At 72.7% G+C, this 16,627-nt stretch carries 12 protein-coding genes; 8 read left to right on the top strand and 4 right to left on the bottom strand.

Annotated features, from left to right (window positions below; genetic code table 11):
* The first annotated feature begins 126 nt into the window (after positions 1–126).
* The 4 genes from HBB12_RS07710 (at position 127) to HBB12_RS07695 (ending at position 3,508) form a co-directional block, all read left to right on the top strand.
* Positions 127–384 (top strand): type II toxin-antitoxin system Phd/YefM family antitoxin, encoded by a 258-nt coding sequence (locus HBB12_RS07710; RefSeq protein ID WP_236992694.1) that lies wholly within the window; start codon positions 127–129, stop codon positions 382–384.
* Positions 381–773: a type II toxin-antitoxin system VapC family toxin gene (locus tag HBB12_RS07705; protein WP_236988805.1), complete on the top strand. Its 393-nt coding sequence runs from the start codon at positions 381–383 to the stop codon at positions 771–773. Before HBB12_RS07710 ends, HBB12_RS07705 begins: the two co-directional genes overlap by 4 nt.
* Positions 774–845: 72 nt before the next feature.
* The gene (gene rutA, locus HBB12_RS07700) at positions 846–1,928 is read left to right on the top strand and encodes a pyrimidine utilization protein A (RefSeq protein WP_236988804.1); all 1,083 of its coding nucleotides are present in this window, start codon (positions 846–848) and stop codon (positions 1,926–1,928) included.
* Positions 1,925–3,508, top strand: coding sequence for an amidase (locus HBB12_RS07695; protein WP_236988803.1), 1,584 nt, complete (start codon positions 1,925–1,927; stop codon positions 3,506–3,508). Before rutA ends, HBB12_RS07695 begins: the two co-directional genes overlap by 4 nt.
* On the opposite strand, the gene HBB12_RS07690 is transcribed toward HBB12_RS07695, so the two are convergent.
* Complete coding sequence (locus HBB12_RS07690; RefSeq protein ID WP_236988802.1) at positions 3,440–4,408, bottom strand: LysR family transcriptional regulator; 969 nt, start codon at positions 4,406–4,408, stop codon at positions 3,440–3,442. The genes HBB12_RS07695 and HBB12_RS07690 overlap by 69 nt on opposite strands.
* 90 nt (positions 4,409–4,498) lie before the next feature.
* Here HBB12_RS07690 and HBB12_RS07685 point away from each other — a divergent pair, with 90 nt between their 5' ends.
* The gene (locus HBB12_RS07685; protein WP_236988801.1) at positions 4,499–5,893 is read left to right on the top strand and encodes an MFS transporter; all 1,395 of its coding nucleotides are present in this window, start codon (positions 4,499–4,501) and stop codon (positions 5,891–5,893) included.
* Between the two features lie 30 nt (positions 5,894–5,923).
* Here HBB12_RS07685 and HBB12_RS07680 read toward each other — a convergent pair whose 3' ends face one another.
* Both HBB12_RS07680 and HBB12_RS07675 read right to left on the bottom strand, forming a co-directional pair.
* Complete coding sequence (locus tag HBB12_RS07680) at positions 5,924–10,279, bottom strand: translocation/assembly module TamB domain-containing protein (protein WP_236988800.1); 4,356 nt, start codon at positions 10,277–10,279, stop codon at positions 5,924–5,926.
* 331 nt (positions 10,280–10,610) lie between these two features.
* Positions 10,611–12,614 (bottom strand): autotransporter assembly complex protein TamA, encoded by a 2,004-nt coding sequence (locus tag HBB12_RS07675; RefSeq protein ID WP_442919238.1) that lies wholly within the window; start codon positions 12,612–12,614, stop codon positions 10,611–10,613.
* Between the two features lie 430 nt (positions 12,615–13,044).
* On the opposite strand from HBB12_RS07675, the gene HBB12_RS07670 reads away from it, so the two are divergent.
* Together HBB12_RS07670 and HBB12_RS07665 are read left to right on the top strand one after the other, a co-directional pair.
* Positions 13,045–13,941, top strand: a complete 897-nt coding sequence (locus tag HBB12_RS07670) for a histone deacetylase family protein (protein ID WP_236988798.1) — start codon at positions 13,045–13,047, stop codon at positions 13,939–13,941.
* 77 nt (positions 13,942–14,018) lie between these two features.
* Positions 14,019–14,165, top strand: a complete 147-nt coding sequence (locus HBB12_RS07665) for a TFIIS helical bundle-like domain containing protein (RefSeq protein ID WP_236988797.1) — start codon at positions 14,019–14,021, stop codon at positions 14,163–14,165.
* A gap of 539 nt (positions 14,166–14,704) precedes the next feature.
* Here the strand turns inward: HBB12_RS07665 and HBB12_RS07660 are convergent.
* Positions 14,705–15,622 (bottom strand): DUF6925 family protein, encoded by a 918-nt coding sequence (locus HBB12_RS07660; RefSeq protein ID WP_236988796.1) that lies wholly within the window; start codon positions 15,620–15,622, stop codon positions 14,705–14,707.
* Between the two features lie 152 nt (positions 15,623–15,774).
* Here HBB12_RS07660 and HBB12_RS07655 point away from each other — a divergent pair, with 152 nt between their 5' ends.
* Positions 15,775–16,539, top strand: a complete 765-nt coding sequence (locus HBB12_RS07655; protein ID WP_236988795.1) for a DUF502 domain-containing protein — start codon at positions 15,775–15,777, stop codon at positions 16,537–16,539.
* Positions 16,540–16,627: the final 88 nt, after the last annotated feature.

Raw genomic sequence — 16,627 nt, 5'->3', positions numbered from 1 at the left:
AGGTGGCGATACGATCCGCGGCGGCCTCGGTCGTCACCCGACCGGATCCGGATCGTGGCGGCAGGCCTGTTGAACGAGACTTTGGCGAGACATACCCTCTTACCCGAATCGAACTGGAATGATGTCATGAAGGTCTCCGTTGCGGAAGCGGAAGGGCAATTGGCCGACCTCGTGCGGCGTGCGGAAACCGGAGACGAGGTGATTCTCACCCGTCAGGGCCGCGCCGCCGTGCGGCTGGTGCCGGTGACGGCACCGCAATCCGTGGCGGAGCGGGAGCGGATCCTCATGGCAGCCCGAGAGGCCGGTCGTGCCAAGGTAACGCCCGGGCCTTGCGCTGCTCGAAGCCAAGATTTTCTGTACGACGATGACGGCCTGCCCGGATGATCGTCGTCGACACGTCGGCCCTTATGGCGATCGTTCAGGGAGAAATGCAGGCTGCAGCCTGCATGACCGTTCTTGCCACCGAGTTCGACGTTCTCATCTCGGCGGGGACTTTGGCCGAAGCCCTGATCGTCGCGGAGCGGCGGAATGTCGGTGACACCGTGAGAGCCTTGGTCGATGATCTCGCCTTCGACGTCGTCCCCGTCACGGCAGCCGTGGCGCATGATTGCGCGGCGGCTTACGCCCAATGGGGCAAGGGCGTGCATCCGGCCGGCCTGAACCTGGGCGATTGCTTCGCCTACGCGCTGGCCAAGGCGCGCCGATGCCCTCTGCTCTTCGTCGGCGACGATTTCGCCCGCACCGACATCGCGAATGCACTGAACCCGGCCTGAAAACGGCCCCGATCCTGCAAAGCCCCGCCCGGACGGCTCTTCCGCCGCCCACCGGAACCCGGAGCTTCGCACATGGATGTCGGCGTGTTCATCCCGATCGGCAACAACGGCTGGCTGATCTCGGAGGCGGCCCCGCAATACAAGCCGACATTCGCCCTCAACAAGGCGATCGTGCAGAAGGCGGAAGGCTACGGGCTCGATTTCGCCCTCTCGATGATCAAGCTGCACGGCTTCGGCGGCAAGACCGAGTTCTGGGACTACAACCTCGAATCCTTCACCCTGATGGCGGGCCTGGCGGCGGTGACCGAGCGGATCAGGCTCTTCGCCTCGACCGCGGTGCTGACCCTGCCGCCGGCGCTGGTCGCCCGGATGGCGACCACGATCGATTCGATCGCCCCCGGCCGCTTCGGGGTGAACATCGTCTCGGGCTGGCAGAAGGCGGAGTATGCCCAGATGGGCCTGTGGCCCGGCGACGACTATTTCGGCTACCGCTACGACTACTCCACCGAATACGTCCGGGTGATGAAGGAGCTGTGGGAGACCGGCCATTCCGACTTCCAGGGCGAGCATTTCCGGATGGAGGGCTGCATGATGAAACCCGTGCCGTCGGGCCCGATCCCGATCGTCGCCGCCGGTCAGAGCGGGCGGGGCATGGAATTCGCGGCGACTTACGCCGATTACAACTTCGTGCTGGGCACCGGTTTCAATACCCCGACCGCCTGCGCGCCGACCTGCGCCCGGCTCATCGAGGCAACGGCGAAAACCGGGCGCGACGTGGGCTCGACCGTCCTGATGATGGTGATCGCCGACGAGACCGACGCGGCGGCGGAGGCGCGCTGGATGGCCTACCGCCAGGGCGCCGACGTGGCGGCGCTCGCCTGGATGCTCGACCAGAGCACACAGGACAAGAATGCGAGCGCCGATTCGACCGCGACCTGGATGAACCTGCCGGAGGGGGCGGTGAACTTCAACATGGGCACGCTGGTCGGCTCCTATGCCCGTGTGGCGCGGATGCTCGACGAGGCGGCCACCGTGCCGGGGGTGAAGGGCATCATGCTGACCTTCGACGATTTCCTGGCCGGCCTCGACGCCTTCGGCACGCGGATCCAGCCGCTGATGGCCTGCCGCCAGGATCGTCGGGAGATGGCCGCGTGAGCGTCTCCGACGCGCTCATCGCCCGCACCATCCTGGCCGGCACGGTGGCGCAGACCGCGCCGGCCCGGGACCTGCCCTCGGCCTGGGAGCGGACCGCGCCCGAGCCGGCCTGGGCCGAGCGGCGCCTGCGGGAGGCGGCAGACACGACCGGGGAGGCGGTGCCCATCCCACCACCTATGCCGCCGGTCGAGGACGGCCCGCTCCACACCCTCGGGATCGGCGCCCTCCAGGCCGCCTTCGCGGCAGGGGTGACCGACCCGGTGGCTATCCTCGCCGCCTTGACGGACCGGATCGCCCGCCACCCCTCCGGCCGCGACGCGGTGCTCGCCCCGGTGCCGGGGGGGCGAGCCGCGGCGGAGGAGAGCGCCCGGCGGATCCGGATGGGTGAGGCCCGCCCCCTCGAAGGTGTGCCCTTCGGCATCAAGGACATCATCGACTGCGCCGGGGCGCCGGTGACCTGCGGCTCGCGCCTCACCGGCGACCGGGTGGCGGACACCGACGCGACGGTGGTGGCGCGTCTCAAGGCCGCCGGGGCGATCCCGCTCGCCATGCTGGCGACCACCGAATTCGCCTGCGGCTCGGCCCACAACCCGCGTTACGGCGCGGTCGCCAATCCGTGGAACCGGGCGCGCTGGACCGGCGGCTCCTCGACCGGCTCGGGGGCTGCGCTCGCCGCCCGGCTGCTGCCGCTGGCGCTCGGCACCGATACCGGCGGCTCGATCCGGGTACCCGCGGCCTGGTGCGGCATCACCGGGCTTAAAGCCACCCGCGGGCTGGTGCCGCGCACCGGCGTCGCGCCCCTGTCCTGGACCCTCGACCATGTCGGCCCGATGGCCCGCTCGGCCGAGGATCTCGCCCGGGTGATGCCCTGGATCGCCGGCCCCGACGGCGCCGACCCGCACGCCGCCGGCCGCTACGACGCCTCGCGGGCACGCGGGGTGTCGGGCCTGAGGATCGGCGTGCCGGACGGCTGGTTCACGCAGATGCAGGACGGTGCGGTGCTGGCCGCCTGGCAGGCGATGCTGCGCGTTCTGGAGCGGCAGGGCGCGCGCCTCGTGCCGGTCGATCTCGGTCCGGTCGCGACCGCGCACCAGGACGGCTACACGATCGTGATGGCGGAACTGGCCGCGCTCCAGGAGCCCGACCTCGACCGCGCCGCGGCGCTGGATCCCGGCACCCGCGCCCGGATGGATCAGGGCCGGCTGTTCTCCGCCACCGACTACCTGCGCGCCCTGCGCCGCCGGCCCCTGGTGCTGGCGCAGGTTCTCGACGCCTTGGAGGGCGTCGACGTGCTGGTCACCCCGGGCCTCGGGGGCGAGGCGGCGGCGCTCGACAGCCTCACGGTCGAGGTGAACGGCGAATCCCACCCGCTCCAGGCGGTGCTGCCGCGCAACACGATGCTGTTCGACTACACAGGTCTTCCGGCCCTGATGCTGCCGACCGGTCTCGGGCGGACCGGGCTGCCGGTCGCCGCGCAGGTGGTGGGGAAGCCGTATGACGATGCTGTGTGCTTAGGCGTGGGGGCGGCGTTTCAGCGGGAGACGGGGCATCATCTTGGGGTGCCGCCGGAGGCCGGGTGATCCGTCATCGTCCGAGGGTCGAGTGCGCGGCCGCCACGAGCCACGCCGCCATCGCGGGCGCAATCTCGGCGGCCCGGTCGCTCCACCGCGCCACCTGAACCTTCGAGGAAGGCCGCATCTCGGTCCGCGCACCAGGCGGGACAGACGGCGCCGGCGGAGCGCGTCGGCGACGAGGAGCGAGCGTGCGAGGACGATGCCGTTGCCGTCCTGCGCCGATCGCAGGGCCCCGCCGATGTCGCGGAAGCGCATCGCGGGCGGGCGCCGCCCGTCGTCGCCGAGCCAGGTGACCCAGGACCATTCGTTGCCGAGGCCGTCGGCGGCCTGCCCCTTCGCGAGCAGCGGCAGCCGGCGCCAATCGCCATCCTCACGGGAGCGACGGAGCAGAGGGGCGGCGACCGGAAAGACGGTCTCGGCCGGGAACGGTACCTCGCATCGGCTGCCGCCCTGCGCCTCACGGGGGATCCAGTGCAGCGCCAGATCGGTCTCGCCCGGTTCGGCTCCGAGCCTGCCATCCCACGTCGTCACCTCGATCGTGACAGCCGGAAACGCCGCCGCCAGGTCTGGAAGACGCGGTGAGAGCCACCAAGCCAGCACGGCCCCACCGACGCCGATCCGGAACGGCCGCGAGGCCCGCTCGCCCGCGACCCGCTCCCGCAATCCCGCCAGCGTCTCGAGCAGCGGGGCAACGTCCCGCGCGAGGCGCTCGCCCGCCGGCGTCGGCCGCAGGCCCGGATTCAGCCGCTCCAGCAGCGGGGCGCCGAAATGCTCCTCGAAGCCGCGCAAGCGGTGGCTGACGGCACTCTGGGTGAGGCCGAGCGCGGCGGCGGCCCGCGTCACGCTCCCGTGCCGCAGCACGGCATCGAACGCGACGAGACCGGGGAAGGGGGGCAAGCGGCGCATCGGACTCATCCTGAGCCCATGAAACGGGTTCATGCGCGCCGTTTCAACTCTCATTTGCTTCGATCGCGGTGGGCCATGCTGATCGCGGCCATGACCAGCCCACACAATTCCTCCGTCACCTCGCCCTCCGTCACCTCGCCCGCCGCCATCCGGGATCGGCACGCGCGTCTCACCGCCTGCGTGCTCGGCTTGGGCGCCTTCCTGACGCAGTTCGACGTGACCGCCCTGGTCGTCGTCATGCCGGAGATCGGCCGCGACCTCGGCCTCGGCATGCCGGGCCTCGCCTGGGTCGTCGATGCCTACAGCCTCGCCTTCACGGCTGCCCTGCTGGCGGCAGGGGCCCTGGCGGATCGCCACGGACGGCGCCGCGTCCTGCTGCTCGGCAACGCCCTGTTCGCCGCCGCGTCCGTCGCCTGCGCGCTGGCCGGGACCGCCCCCGCCCTGTGCATCGCCCGCGCCGCGCAGGGCATCGGCGCGGCCTTCCTGATCACCGGGGCCATCGCGTCGATCGCCGGCGCCTTCCCGGACCCCGCCCTGCGGGCCCGCGCCCTCGCCCTGACCGGGATCCTGTCGGGCGTCGCGATGGCGCTGGGCCCGACGCTGGGCGGCCTGCTCGCCGCCTGGCTCGGATGGCCGGCGATCTTCCTCGCCAACATCCTGCCCTGCGGGCTGATCGCGCTCGCCATTCCCCGCTTCGTCCAAGAGGCGCGGAGGGAGGTCAGGCATCCGGTCGACTGGCCGGGATTGCTGGTCCTGACCGCCGCGCTCGGCCTCGCGGTCGAGGGCGTCCTGCAAGCCCACGCCACTCCGATGGCGGGCCTGTCCGGCATGGCGGCCAGCCTCGCGCTCGCGGCCGCCTTCGCGCGCCGTCAGAGGCGACGGGAGCATCCGCTGATCGATCCGGCCCTCGCGTCGGATCGCAGCGTCTGCGCCGTGGTCGTCCTGCTGCTGACCGTCTCGGCCGGATACTGGGCCGTGCTGGTCTCCCTGCCGGCCTTCCTGATGGCGGCCTACGGGATGGGCGCGCAGGAGGCCGGGGTCGCGCTGCTCGCGGCGACCCTGCCGATGCTGGTGCTGCCCCCGGTGGGAAGCCGCATGGTCCGGCGATTCGGCTGGAGGCACACATTCGGGAGCGCGCTCGCGCTGATCGCCTTCGGGAATGCGGTCCTGGCGGGGGCGGCGGGCGCCTCCGCCAAGCCCGGCGCGCTCGTCGGCATGGCGGCGATCGGCGCCGGGGCGGCCCTCGCGCATTCCCAGCTCACCGGCGCCATCGTGACGCTCGCACCGCGCGGGGCGGCGGGCATGGCCTCGGCCGTCACGATGGTGGCGCGTCAGGGCGGGTTCGCGCTCGGCGTGGCGGCGCTCGGGGTACTCGCGCCGTCGACGCCGGGCGGCACCGGCTACGCGGTCGTGTTCGCAGCCGCCGCCATCGCCGGCCTGGTCGGGCTCGGCGCCTGCACCGCATTGCCGGATCGGCCGCGGTGAGGCTTCAGGCCAGGTGCGAGCGTGATCGCCTCAATACTCCCACTCCGCCCCCACCCCCACGGCTGTCCGCCCATCCGCCCCGGCCTCGCCCTGGACCTTGATCCGCCCGGTCACGTCGTAGGTGATGGTGGCCGCGCTGTCCTCCGGACGCGCCCCGGCGCGCACGCCGACATTCACCCGCTCGCCGATCGCCCGCGACAGGCCGACCGCCGCACCGCCCTTCGATCCGGCCTGGATGTCGAGGCTGTCGAGGCCCAGCCCCTTGCGGGCGCTCTCGAACACGTCGGGCCCGCCCGATCCGCCGGAGAGCTGGGCGACGGCCTGCGCCAGTTGCAGCGCCTGGAACGGGGAGAGCCCGCCCGAGGCCTTCTTGAACAGGAGCCGCGACAGGACCTCGTCCTGCGGCAGCGGCGGCTCGGAGGAGAGCGCGAAGTCGGGCTGGTTGGCCGGGCCGGTGACGGCGATCTTGGCGGTGACGTCGCCGGCCTGGGACTGGGCCTGGAAGTCGAGGTCGGGCGCGGTCAGGTCGCCCGCGAAGGTCAGGCGGCCGCGGGTGAAGTCGAGGCGCTGGCCGACGATCTGGATCCGGCCGCGGCGCATCGCGAAGGCGCCGTTCGCCACCGGCGCCGCCGAGGTGCCGGTGAGGCGCAGCGAGCCGCCGAGTTCGGCGTCGATGCCGCGCCCGCGCACGGTGATGCGGCCGGGCGCGTTCACCGCGAGGTCGAGGGTGGCGAGGAAGGGCGGGGCCTTGCGGCCGCGCCGGGCCGCCGCCTCGCGCCTGGCCCGCGCCGCGAGGCGGGCGCGCATCTGCGGCGGGGTGTTGACGTGGCGGATGCCGGGCAGCGGCTGCACCGTGGCGGGCAGGCGGTCGGGCACCGACACGTCGAGGGAGACGACGTCGACCTGGCCGGAGACCCGCGGGGTGCGGGCGAGCGGCCCGGTGAGCGACAGGTTGAGGCCGGTGATCAGCGTCATCAGCTGGCTCGAGACCAGCTCGGCCCGGTCGGCCCGGATGGTCAGGTTGCCGGGAAAACCCGCCGCCGGCTCGACGGCGACGCGGCCCTGGACCTGGAGCGTGCCGCCGTTGCGGGTGGCAGCGGTCAGGCGCTCGATCACGAGCGTGTCGCCGCGCCCGGCAACCAGGCCCTGGATGTCGGTGAGGCTGACGCCGTTCAGCGGATCGGTGAAGCTGCCGCCGGTGAGCACCGCCGAACCGTCGATCTTCGGGGCCTGGAGCGTGCCGCCGATCCCGGCATCGAGCGCGACCCGGCCGGTCAGGCGCTGGCCGCCCGCCGCCAGCAGGGTGTTGGCGAGCGCCGCATCGACGGTGCCGCGGGTGCGCAAGGCGAGCGTGCCGCCGGCCTCGACGGGGATCGAACCGGACAGGGCGATCTGCACCCCGCGCCCCGCATTCACCGTCCCGTCGAGGCCGGCGCGGCCGTCCTCGATCCGGCCGGAGGCCTTGGCGTCGATCGGCGGCAGGCCGGCGGAGCGGGTCTCGGGCGTCACAAGGCGCGAAACGCTCAAGGAATAGCGTCCCTCCGGGCTCGCGGCCGGACCGGTCAGCGCCGCCTCGCCGTCGAGAATGCCCGACAGATTCAGGCTCGGCGAGGCGATGCGGGCCATGGCGAGCGGCAGGCTCTTGAGACCGAGCCGCAGGTCGAGGGTCTTGCCGATCGTGCCGTCGAGATGGGCGCGGCCGGAGCCGGCGGCGATGGCGAGGCCCGCCACCGTCACGCCCTCGTCCTTGACGGTCACGGTCGCGGGACCCGCGAGCGTCAGCCGGTCGGCCACGCGCACGGCGCTGAAGCGCGACAGGTCGAGGCGGGGATGGGCGGCCGGGACCAGCCGGGCGGCGCCGTCGAGGGCAAAGCCCCGGGCCCGGGCCTGGAGCACGAGGTCGCTGCCGTCGGGCGCGGGCTTGGCGTCGAGGCGGATCGCCTCGATCGTCTCGGAGCCGGCCACGAGCCGGTCGGCGTTGAGCCGGCCGGAGACCCGGGGGCTGGTCCAGAGGTCGGTGCCGGCGAGATCCGCGTCGAGGCGCGAGAGCGCCACGCCTGCCGCCCGCACGCCCTCGCCGGTCGCCCGCACCGTCGCGTCCTGCCTGCCGCCGGTGCGGCTCAGCGCGATCGCGGCATCGAGGCGCCCCTGGAGCCGGGTGAGCGCCAGGGCCGAGAGGTCGTCGAGGTTGCCGGCCTTGAGCGACACCGCACCCTCGGCGAGGCGGGAGGCCGGATCGACGGTGGCGCGGCCGGTGAGCGCCACCGAGCCGAGGGTCAGGCCGAGCCGGTCGAGCACCCAGTCGGCGCCGCGCCTGGCGAGGTGGAGGTCGCCGGAGAGCGGCTTGCCGTCGACCCGGCCGGACAGGGCCACGGTGCCGTCGAGGGCGCCGGTGGCGTCGGTCACGTTCGCCTTGGCCGCGAGGTCGCGGATCGGCCGGCCCATCGCCCGGGCCTCGGGGGCCGAGACGGTCAGGGCGACGTCCGGGTGCTCCAGCGATCCGGTGAGACGCGCCTCTAACCCCGCCTTCCCGGCGAGTTCGGGATCGAGGGTGGCGAGGTCGGTGAGGTCGACCCGGCCGGTCATGTCGGCCTTGGCCTCGGTGGCGCGGCCGTCGACCGTGGCGGTCACCGCCGTGCCGGTCAGGCGCGCGGCCTGGACGGCGTAGCCGTCGGGCAGGCGGGTGAGGCGGCCGGCGAATCGCGGCTCGCGGCCGAGAGTCCGGTCGAGGGCGGGGGTGCCGAGGAACAGCTTTTCGGTGCTCGCCTCGACATCGGCGGTCACGCCGGCCCGGCCGGGATCGCCGGAGAGCAGCGCCTTCACGGCGACGCGGCCGCCGAGCGGCCGGCCGGCGGCGAGCGAGAAGGCCGCGAGGTCGGGCAATTCCGCCTGGAGCGTGCCCGCCACCACGTCGCGGCCGATACGGCCGGCATAGCGGGCCTTGGCGGTCGGCGCCTCGATGGTGACCGCGTCGAGATCGGCGACGCCGTTCGGGTCGATGCGGCCGGTGAGGTTAAAGGACGCCTTCGGGCCGATCGCCCGCCGCATGGCCGGATCGGCGAGGTGGAGGCCGTCCACCTCGGCCTTCGCGTCGAGGCGGAAGGACTGGCCGTCCGGTGTGCGCGGCAGCGGCTCGGCGACGAGGTCGGCGCTCGCCCGGCCGAGCCGGCTGCCCGCCGCCGAGAGGCCGGCGGCGCGCAGGGTCCCGCGCACGGCGGGGGCGGCGAGGGGGCCTTTCAGGCTCGCATCCAGCACCAGGGCTTCGAGGGTCGAGTCACCGGCCTTGGTGACGCCGCCCTCGGTCGGGAGCGCCCGGGCTTGCAAGGTCAGGTCGGCGTTGCGGGCCGCGTCGACCCCGCCGTTCAGCGCCAGCCGCGCGGTGCGGGAGGTCAGCTCGAACCGGTCGACCTGCACCGCGCCGGAATCGGCGAAGCGCAGCGACCCGTCGAGCCGGGTGGTGCCGGAGAACACGGCGGCGAGCGGCCCGGGCATCAGGCCTTCGACCCGCGAGGCGAGGTCGAGCACCATCCGGCGCTCAGCCCCGACCCGGTCGATGCGGGCCTTGCCGTCGGCGCCGATGCCCTCGCCGGCCTTGAAGGCGAGAGCCGCGTTCCAGGCGTCCAGCGTGCCGTTGCCGTCGAGATCGAGGCTCACGGGGGGCAAGCCCGGCAGGTTCATCAGCCGTGCCGCGAGGCCGCCTTCCGGCTCGTCCTGGGCGAGCTTCACCTCCAGGCGGCTCGTCTCCGGCACGTAGACGAGCTTGAGGGTCACGGTGCCGGGCTTGTCGAGCCGGCGCAGGCCGAATCCGAGATCGAGGCCCTCGCGCGGGTCGCCGAGGGTGGCCTGTCCAGCCCCGCCGATGCGGGCGGGCTCGCCGAGCACCGGCTCGCCCAGCACGAGGTCGGAGAGCGCGAAGGCCTTGACCACCACCTTGACTGGCAGGTCGGGCAGCAGCGCCTCCTTGTCCTGCGACGGCGGGGTGGCGGAGGGCAGGGGGCGGCGCAAGACCTCGAGCCGCCCGATCTCCAGCCGGTCGATCTCCAGGCGCCGCGACAGCAGCGCGGTGCGGCGCCAGATCAGCCGCGCCTTGTCGAGGCGCAGCCAGACGCCGTCGCGGTCGGCGATGGCGACGTCGCGGATCGTGGCGTCGGAGGAGAGCGCCCCGTCGACGGCGCCGATCGAGACCCGCGAGGCCGGGGTCGAGAGGGCGCGGGACAGGAGGTCGCCGAGGATCGTGGTCTCGCCCTCCGCCGCCTCGCCGGTGGCGGCGTGGCCGAGCCAGGCGAGCGCCAGGAGGCTGACGGCGATGGCGGCGGTGAGGAGGCGGGGCAAGCCAAAGCCTTTTCCCGAGCGAGTGGAGCCGCTGAAGAGCGCCGGGATCTTCATGACACCCTCCGGACCAGAACAGAGCGCGGGATCCCCTCTCCCCGCGGGCGGGGAGAGGACTTCATCGACCTTGTCGTCGATGAAGTGAGCGCAGGCGCGGCCGGAGCGAGGGTGAGGGGGTGCCTCAGGATGAGGCTCTTCCGGAAACACCCCCTCACCCTCGCGGCGAACCTGCGGTTCGCAGCTTGCTGCATCTCCTGAACGGAGACGCAGCCCTCTCCCCGCCCGCGGGGAGAGGAGAGAGCCCGCGCTTTTCCTGGCACCCGACTATCACCCAAGTCCCCCTGCGGAGACTGAGAGACGCCCAGCGCACATCCTCGCATCTGCATCATCAGAAGGCCTGACCGAGGCTGATGTAGAGGGCGACCGGCGGCTGCTTGAGCTGCTTGTCGGGGTTCAGCGGCACCGCGAGATCGACCCGGATCGGGCCGATGCCGGTGTAGTAGCGCAGGCCCAAGCCCGCCGCGACGCGGATGCGCTCGTCGAAATCCGGTAGGGTGCCGGCAAACGCCGTGCCGGCATCGACGAAGGGCACGATGCCGATCGTGTCGGTGATCTTGATCCGGCCCTCGATCGAGCCCTCGAGCAGCGAGCGCCCGCCGATCGGCAGCTGGTAGGGGCCGATCGGCCCGACGGTGCGGTAGGAATAGCCGCGGATCGAGCCGCCGCCGCCGGCAAAGAAGCGCAAGGACGCCGGCACGTCGGCAAGGCTCGCACCGCTGACCGAGCCGAAGCCGAGGCGGGCGGCCAGGATGTAGCGGCCCTCGTCGTCGAACGCATAATAGGTCGAGCCTTGCGCCTTGGCGATGAGGAGGTCCGGGCTGTTGCCGAGACCCGCATAGGGGGTGAGCGAGGCGGTGACGCGAAAGCCTCGGGTCGGGTCGAGCAGGCTGTCGGTGGAATCGTAGGTGACGCCGGCATTCAGGCCGAGGAGGGCGTAATCGACCTTGCCGAGCGCGTCGCGATCCGAGCCGAACCGGCCGTCGAGGCCGACCTGCGCCGAGAAGGCGTCGGCGAAGCGGCGGCGCACCGCCACCGTGAAGCCGGTGGCGTCGCTGAGATAGGATTGCTGCACCTCGCGGCCGATGAAGGCGCTGGCGAGGAGGTCGTTGCGGGTGCCGAACAGGGCGGGCTTGACGAAGGTCGCGGCGAGCCGGCCGCCGAGCCCGTTGGTCTCGATGCCGGCGAGCTTGCGGCGGCGGGCGTAGTAGTCGGTGCCGAGGCCGAGATAGGACAGGTCGGCGTCGATCCGCAGGGTCTCGCCGCCGCCGAACAGGTTGCGGTCGGCCCAGTAGGCGCGCACCCCCGGCCCGTCGACGGTGGAGTAGCGGGCCGACACCCCGACGATGTGCGGCGAGCGCTCGGTGACGTCGACGAAGACCGGCAGGGTGCCGTCGGGGTCGAGCGCCGTGCCCTCGCGCACCCGCACGCCGCCGAGCGCCTCGATCCGCGAGACCGAGCGGCGGATGTCGGACAAAGCCTGCGGCGAGTAGGGATCGCCCGGCTCGGCATAGATGAAGGAGCGCACCACCGCCGGATCGAGGTTTTGCGTACCCCGCACCGTGACGGTGCCGAGCCGCGCCTTCGGCCCGGGATCGACCACGAAGGTCACGTCCATGACGTGGGCGGTGTCGTCCACCACCGGCTGGCGCCGCAGCACCTTGGCGAAGGGGTAGCCGTCGCGGCGAAACGCATCGATCAGCGCCGCCTCGCGGGCGAGCACGGTCGCCGAGCGGGCCGGCACCTCGCCGTCGAGGCGGGTGAGGCGGGCCGGCACGACCTCCGGGGGGAAGGGCACGCCCGCCGGATCGAGCACCGTGAGGGTGCGCAGGTGATAGAGCGGGCCCTGGTCGACGGAGATCCGCACAGCCACGAGGCTGCGGTTGCGGGCGGCCTCGGCGGCGCGCACGGCGGCCAAAGCCGCGGCATCGCCGCCGAGCACCACGTCCTCGATGCGGAAGGTCACCCGGCCGGCATAGTAGCCGAATCCCGAGAGCGCATCGACGAGGCGGGGCGCGTCGGCCTCGGCCCGGCGCAGCAGGCCCTCGCCGTCCGGTGGCGCGTCGTTGCGCAGGCGGTAGAGGCTCGACGTGTCCTGGAGGGCGCGGAGCAGGTCCTCGTCCTCGACGCCCTGGAAGCGGACCGCGTAGGGCAGGGCGGCCGGGCTCGGCGCCGGCGGCGCCTCCTCGGACCCGAACAGGCCGAACAGGTCGAAGGCCCGCGCCGGCTCCGCCGCCCCGAGACCCAGGACGAGCCCGAGCCCGAGCGTCGTCGCCACTCCCGCACCCGACGGACGCGCCCTGTTCGCGCCGCGATGATCGACCCGCTCCCGCATGCCCCCCGGCCGTGCTTGCCGGCTCCGCCCCCCGAGGCGAGCCTTGAAAAAAATTCTTTCACGCCGACGGCGTGCCCGATGCCCGCCATCGTCGCGGACCGTGATCGATGGCGAGCCTTCCCGTCCCCCGCCGCATCGTGCCCGACACGATGGCGATCGAGACACATCTGCCCTAAGGGTCGGGGGAATTCGTGTTCAAACCGTGACCGTTGTCCCGCCCGATCCCGGACCAAGCTAGAGCATAAGCCGGCGGAAGGGGAGCCGCGGACGGGAAAATGGGCCGGCTGGACGGGTCCAGGGCCCTGCGCCAACCCTGTTGATCCCGCGGGACGATCGTCCGATGCCCGCGGCGCGCGGTCGCGCCTGCTGCGAGCCGGGCCGGTGCGTTGAGCGTATCCGTGTCATCCCCGCTGTCCACAGGGTCTCGTCCATGGTTCCGGTCGTGTTCCACCCGGCCTACGAGGCCGCGCTGCCGGAGGGCCACCGCTTCCCGATGGGCAAGTACGGGCAGCTCGCCGCCACGATCACGGCCCGCGGCCTGGTGCCCGACGGCTTCGTGATCCCTGAGCCCGCGAGCCCGGACCTGATCGGACTCGCCCATGACGCGGTCTATGTCGAGCAGGTCGTCACCGGGACGGTGCCCCGGGCGGTCGAGCGGGCGATCGGCCTGCCGGTCGATGCCGGGGTGGCGCGGCGCTCGCTCGCCTCGGCCGGCGGCACGCTGCTCGCCGCGCGGCTGGCGCTCCGGGGCGGCCTTGCCGGCAGTACCGCGGGCGGCAGCCACCACGGCAGGCGCGACGGGGGGCGGGGGTTCTGCGTCTTCAACGACGTCGCGGTGGCGGCCCTCGCCTTGAAGCGCGAGGGCACGATCCGCCGGGCGCTGGTCATCGACCTCGACGTGCACCAGGGCGACGGCACCGCCGATTGCCTGCGCGGCGAACCCGACCTGTTCACCTTCTCGATGCATGCCGAGAAGAACTACCCGACCGACAAGGTGCCGGGGGACCTCGATATCGGCCTGCCCGACGGGCTGACCGACGACGATTACCTGGCGGCGCTGAGCCAGCACGTGCCGCGCCTCCTCGACGGGCAGCGCCCGGATCTCGTCTTCTACAATGCCGGCGTCGATCCCCACCGCGACGACCGGCTCGGCCGCCTGGCGCTCTCCGACGACGGCCTGCGCCGGCGCGAGGCCTACGTGATCGGCGAGGCGCATCGGCGCGGCATCCCCCTCGCCGCGGTGATCGGCGGCGGCTATGCGACCGACATCGCGGCGCTGGCGGCCCGCCACGCCCTGGTCTTCGAGGCGATGGCGGAGCGGGCGTGACGGAGGCATCGGAACGGCTCAGGCTGTTCGGCCGTTCTATCCCGGAAGACCTCACGCCAGCGCACTCGGAGGATACGATGAGCCTCATCGGCCGGATCGTCACCAAGATCCTGGGGAACGACGACCCCCGCACCCGCCCCGACGGCCGCTACGACGACCGGGTCCCCTACACCGATTCCGGCAACCTCGTCGGCCGCCTCGTCACCAAGATCCTGCGTCGCTGACACCCCGATCCCGCATGACCGACACGACGCCCCCGCCGGCTCCCCGGCGGGGGCGTCGCCGTTTTCGAGGCGGGCGCGATCGTTTGGGAGAAAATCCACTCGCGGTGCGCTTTCGCACTTGCGAACACGCCTCAGGGGCTTATCTTCGGCACTGCACGGTCGCGATGGCGTCGCGGCCCTGCAGCCCTCTTTGGGCGTTTCCTCCCTAGACTTCGGGCCGCTCGCAAGAGCGGCCTTTTTTCTTGGGCGCTGGGAGTCGTTCTCCGCGCGAGCGGCGTTGATGCCGCCCCCATCCCATCTGCGACCTCATCCTGAGGTGTCATACGCTTTCCGATTGATCGCTTCGCGATGCGGAAAGCGGCTTCGCTCAGGCGCCGCGTGGGCTGGTGATACGGAATCCGGACGTGATCTTCCGGATTCCGTGTCAATCGATTGAAGATTGACTGACCTCGAAGGCGGGCTCCAGTGAGACGCAGAGGTTTCTGGGGCCCTCCTTCGAGGCTCCCTTCGGTCGAATGCGATCTTCGATCGCCGGCACCTCAGGATGAGGTCGTGGGTGGGACGGACGGAGAGACCGATTCATCCGCATCCTCGTCGATCGACCCGGCGGCGCGCGCCTGAGCCAGAGACCGCCGTTGCGCCCGCGCCACCCGCGCCACGCCCCGCGCCGCCCGCGTGTCCGGCACCGTGACCGCCTCCCCGGCGAGGATGCGGTCTTTCAGCGCCACGAGCGCCGGATCGCCCCAGCGCGCCAGCCAGTCCTGGAACACGGCATGCCGGCCGAGATCGTCGCCGCTCGTCGTCAGCGGGTGCGACGGATGCAGGTGGATCACCGGGGCGAGGCCGGCCGGGATCGGGGCCGTGGCGGCGTGCAGGCGGCCCTGGCGCAGGAGCTTGTCGAACCAGAGGGCGCGCGGCCCCGGATGGGCGTCGGGCAGCACGACCTCGATGCGGTCGCGGCCGTGGACCGCCACCAGCACCGCCCCGAGCCCGGGCAGGCGCTGCCAGAGGGCGGCGTCGGCAGGGCGTCCGCAGGCGGCGCGGAGCGCCCGGACGGCGTCGCCCCGCACCCGGGCGAGGAGCCGGGCCTGGCGCAGGGGCAGGCCGAGGCCGAACAGCACCCCGTCCCGGTCCCCGGTCCGCGCGGCGTGCGTGTCGGGGCCGCATTCGCTCACGACGGCGGCAGGGCAGGGCGGCAGGGCGTCGAGCGGCCGGCACAGGGCGAGAGCCTGGCTCCAGTCCTCGCCGCCGAGCGCCGACTCGTAGGCCACCGGCACCAGGGTGTCGGCCTCGCCCAGCACCAGGGCGCCGCGGGGGGTGACGAGGCCGGGGCGCCCGCCGCCGGGCCTCGCCGCCGGCTCGCCGGGATCGCGCCGGAAGGTGGCGCCCGCCCCGTAGCCGCCGAGGCTCCAGGTCACGTCGGGATCGGCCAGGGCGCGACGCAGGACCGCCCTCAATGCGACGCGGTCCGGTCTCGGTCGGACTGACAAAGGGTCTCTCAAAGGGCCTCGGGGTACTCCAAAGGGCCTCGCCCGCCTTGAGCGCAGCGCAGCAAACCGCTACCTCTTCGGGGGCAGGGGGCGCCTGCCGGGATCGAGTATCGCCAATCGTGTCGGAACCCTCGCCGCTGATCCCCGATCCGGACCCGCCGGTCACCCGCAAGCGGGTCAGCGTCCGCGGCCGGCTGCGCAACTACTTCTTCACCGGCGTGATCGTCGCCGGCCCGCTGGCGATCACGATCTACATCACCTGGTGGTGCATCAGCCTGATCGACGGCTGGGTCAAGCCGCTGGTGCCCTCGGCCTACCTGCCCGACCATTACCTGCCGTTCAGCGTGCCGGGCTTAGGCCTCGTCATCGCCTTCGTGGCGCTCACCACGCTGGGCGCGCTCACCGCCAACCTCGTCGGCCGCTCGGTGGTGGAGTTCGGCGAGGTGCTGCTCGCCCGCACGCCGGTGATCTCGGGGCTCTATCGTGGCCTGCGCCAGGTCTTCGAGACGCTGTTCTCCACCAGCGGCACCTCGTTCCGCACCGTCGGCCTGGTCGAGTTCCCGGTGAAGGGGACGTGGTCGATCGTGTTCCTGTCGGCCCCGGCGGGGCCCGACGTGCAGACCGCGCTCGGGAGCGGAAACGACCATGTCGGCGTGTTCCTGCCCTGCGCGCCGAACCCGACCACCGGCTTCTTCTTCTACCTGCCCCGCTCCGAGGTGATCGAATTGTCGATTAGCGTCGACGACGCGGCAAAGCTGGTGATGTCGGCCGGGGTGATCCAGCCCGAGGACCCGCAGAACCGCCTTCAGGCGATGGCGGCGGGCCTGCGCGCCGCCCAGGTCGGGCCGATCGACGTGCCGGAGCGGACCCGCCTGGACGCGTGATACGAATTCCGGAAGGAACCTTCCGGAATTCGTACCACAAGCCCGCGCGGTGAAGCCGTAGGCTTCACACGTTTGAGCGAAGCCGACT

The sequence above is a fragment of the Methylobacterium sp. SyP6R genome (assembly GCF_019216885.1).
Taxonomy (GTDB): domain Bacteria; phylum Pseudomonadota; class Alphaproteobacteria; order Rhizobiales; family Beijerinckiaceae; genus Methylobacterium.
Note: the sequence above shows the minus strand (reverse complement) of the source record. Positions and strands in the feature narration are given on the sequence as shown.